The organism is Kitasatospora nipponensis (assembly GCF_039528135.1).
In the GTDB taxonomy this organism is placed as follows: Bacteria; Actinomycetota; Actinomycetes; order Streptomycetales; family Streptomycetaceae; genus Kitasatospora; species Kitasatospora nipponensis.
The window spans coordinates 13,408-16,939 of record NZ_BAAALF010000128.1 but is presented as its reverse complement, the minus strand read 5'-3'; the positions used below and the strand labels follow the sequence as shown (position 1 = coordinate 16,939).

The window sequence follows — 3,532 nt, the reverse complement described above, 5'->3', positions numbered from 1 at the left end:
GGCCGGACTGGTCCAGGGCGGCGCTACCGCCCCCGCCGGCCCCCCCGGGGCCGGCCACCCACGCCCCGGGCGCGCCCCCCTCACCGGGAGCGCGCCCGGGGCATTTCGCTGTCAGTGGGGCCACGTACCATGCGCGACATGACGAACCATCAGATCACCGACGGCGTCGGCCGCACCGCGATCGGCGTGGCCAGGGCCCGCGCGGCCGAGAGCCGGCGCCCCGACCGCCTCTTCGACGACCCCTACGCCGCCGCGTTCGTCGCCGCCGCCCTGGCGGGCGAGCCGGAGCCCGAACGCAACCCGCAGGACACCCCGATCGGGGTGATCGTGCTGGCCCGCTACCTCGCCGTGCGCACCCGCTTCTTCGACGACCAGCTGCTGGCGGCGGCCCGGGCGGGCTGCCGCCAGGTGGTGATACCCGCGGTCGGCCTCGACACCCGGGCGCTGCGGCTCGAGTGGCCGGCGGGCACCCGCTTCTTCGAGATCGACCAGCCCGAGGTGCTGGCCTTCGGCGAGCGGGTGCTCGCCGAGCAGGGCGCGAGCGCCGCCGGCCCGCGCGCGGTGCTCGCCGGCGACCTGCGCGAGGACTGGGCGGGCGTGCTCACCGGTGCCGGCTTCGACCCCGCCCAACCCAGCGCCTGGCTGCTGGAGGGCCTGCTGGTCTACCTCTCCCCGGCCGAGGTGGCCGCCCTGCTGACCACGGTCGGTTCGCTGGCCGCCCCCGGCAGCCGGCTCGCCCTCACCCACGGATTCCCGCGGTCCGAGCACGATCCGGTGGACCGGACGGCCGGGTTCGCCGAGGCCGTCCCGGAGCTGGCCGGGGTCGCCGCGCTCTGGCAGGGCGGCCTGGACGAGGACGTGGCCGGCTGGCTGGAGCGCCACGGCTGGCGGGCGGCCTGGCACGACCGGGCCGAGGCCGCCGTCTCCTACGGCCGCCCGGCGGGGTACCTGACCCCGCAGCGCAGCTTCGTCACCGCCGAGCGCCCGGCCGGGCCCGACCGGCTGCCGGACGCCGATCCGGGCACCGGCGGGCGATAGGGGCTGGGCCCACACCGTGGGCGGCCGGTGGTGTGGGCCGCCCACATGGGGGGAGCGCGGCGTTCCGCCTACGGTGTCGGGCGCGGGCCCGCTCCGGGCTCCGGGGACAGAGGAGTTGACGCACCGTGCGAGCACGCGGCGGCTTGATCATGGCGGTGGTACTGGCGCTGGTGGGCGTGCTCGCCGGTGCGCTGCCGGCCTCGGCGGCGACGCCGTCCTACCTGAAGCTGGAGGCGACGTACGGCACGGTCGCCAACGGCTGGGACCACGTCGAGCGCTACCTGGACACCACCACCGGCTTCCACCAGGAGCAGTACCCGCCGGACGGCCGCGGCGACCAGGACGGCCAGCGGCTGACCTTCTTCGGCGGCGTCAAGGAGCCCTTCTCCGGCCGATTCCTGCTCTACTCCGCGCCCGGCTGGAACAGCGGCGCGCACCAGGTGCCGGTGCTGCTGGTGCACGGCGCCAACGACAACGCGGACCGCGCCTGGGCCAACCCCGGCGAGTCCGGCGGCTACGGCTGCGGCGCGATGTCCTGCCCGAGCACCGGGCTGATGCAGTACCTCTCCTCGCGCGGCTACCGGGTCTTCGCCATCGACTTCGCGCACAAGCAGGGCGACAACCTGATGCAGGCCCAGGAGGTCGGCGACGCGGTGGCGCTGATCCGCGCCAAGCTCGGCGTCCCCCAGGTCGACCTGGTCGGCTGGAGCAAGGGCGAGATGTCCACCCGCGCCTACGTCTCCTCGGTCAAGCCCGCCTGGGGCCGCGGCTACGCCGGTGACGTCCGCAAGCTGATCACCCTGGGCGGCCCCAACGGCGGCTACGACTACCCCTTCGCGCACGGCTGGGCGCACGACTTCAGCATCTGGTCGGAGTGCGGCGGCAGCGTCAACGCCCCGGCGCCCAACCTGCACATGACCTGCTACGGCACCTACACCGCGCACCCGGAGTTCTCCTTCACCCCCAGCGGTGGCTACGACGACTTCCCGGGGCAGCGCCAGATGCTGGCCCGCTTCGACGGCACCTACGGCGTCGACCAGACCCAGCAGGACTGGTACACCACCTACTACGGCGGCCAGGGCTTCTACACCGACGGCGGCGGCATCCAGGCCGCGATCAACGCCGGTTCGCTGATCGCCCCCCTCCAGCAGGCCGGCGTGCCCGCCGCGGTGCGCACCTACCTGCTGGCCGGCGGCACCCCGAGCATCGTGGGCATCTTCAACGAGGACCGCGGCCCCAGCGACGGGGTGGTCTTCGAGTCCAGCGCCCTGAACACCACCGGCATCGCCACGGTCGGCGGCACCGCCCTGATCGCCACCGCCAACCACCTCGAACTCGGCTGGGACGGCGGCGCCAGCGCCCAGGTCGCCGGCTGGCTCAACTGAGAGGGACCGCCGTGATCACCGCACGACACGTCACCACCTCCCGCCTGTCCGTGCACTGCCGCGAACTCCAGGGCCGCACCGGCGAGCCGGTGCTCCTGGTGCACGGCAACGTCTCCTCGGGGGCGTTCTGGGAGCGCACGATGCTCGACCTGCCCGAGCGGTACCGGCCGATCGCCCCCGACCTGCGCGGTTTCGGCGCCAGCGACCCGCTGCCGGTGGACGCCACCCGCGGCGTGCGCGACTACGCCGAGGACCTGGCCGCCCTCGTCGAGGCGCTCGACCTGGGCGCGGTGCACCTGGTGGGCTGGAGCCTGGGCGGCGGCGTGGTGCTGCAGTACCTGCGCAGCCACCCGGGGGCGGTCCGCTCGGTCACCCTGGTCAACCCGGTCTCCCCGTACGGCTTCGGCGGCACCCACGGGGTGGACGGCGCGCTCAACTCGCCCGACGGCGCCGGCTCCGGCGGCGGCACCGCGAACCCGGAGTTCGTCCGCCTGCTGGGCGCCGGCGACACCTCCGACGAGAGCCCGCTCTCGCCGCGCTCGGTCTTCGCGACCGCGTACGTCAAGGAGCCGATGGAGCCCGCGCCGTACGTCACCGCGATGCTCACCACCCGCTGCGGGGACGACCACTACCCGGGGGACAGCCGCCCGAGCGAGAGCTGGCCGGGGGTCGCCCCGGGGGAGCGCGGGGTGCTCAACTGCCTGGCGCCCACGCATTTCCGGCTCGACGATCTGGCGACGGTGGAGCCCAAGGCGCCGATCCTGTGGGTGCGCGGCTCGGACGACGTCATCGTCTCCGACACCTCGCTCTTCGACCTGGCCCACCTGGGCGCGATCGGCGCGGTCCCCGGCTGGCCGGGCGCCGACAGCTGCCCCGCCCAGCCCATGCTCGCGCAGACCCGCGCGGTGCTGGGGCGGTACGCGGCGGCCGGCGGCAGCGTGCGGGAGGCGGTGATCGAGGGCGCCGGTCACAGCGTGCAGCTGGAGCGTCCCCAGGAGTTCGCCGGCGAGCTGGCGGCCCACCTGCTCACGGGGCGCTGAGGCCCGGTCGGCGGCCCCGCCCGGCACCGCGGACCCGCCCGGCCGCTGAGCGCGTCGGGCGGTTCGTCT

3 protein-coding genes are annotated in these 3,532 nt (G+C 75.3%); all 3 read left to right on the top strand.

Annotated features, from left to right (window positions below):
• Nucleotides 1-138: 138 nt before the first annotated feature.
• The gene (locus tag ABD323_RS28060) at nt 139-1,038 is read left to right on the top strand and encodes an SAM-dependent methyltransferase (RefSeq protein ID WP_344444770.1); all 900 of its coding nucleotides are present in this window, start codon (nt 139-141) and stop codon (nt 1,036-1,038) included.
• 125 nt (nt 1,039-1,163) lie between these two features.
• Complete coding sequence (locus tag ABD323_RS28055) at nt 1,164-2,423, top strand: esterase/lipase family protein (RefSeq protein WP_344444769.1); 1,260 nt, start codon at nt 1,164-1,166, stop codon at nt 2,421-2,423.
• Between the two features lie 11 nt (nt 2,424-2,434).
• Nucleotides 2,435-3,463 carry an alpha/beta fold hydrolase gene (locus ABD323_RS28050; protein ID WP_344444768.1) on the top strand — a complete coding sequence of 343 codons (1,029 nt, stop codon included), beginning with the start codon at nt 2,435-2,437 and terminating at the stop codon, nt 3,461-3,463.
• Nucleotides 3,464-3,532 lie beyond the last annotated feature (69 nt).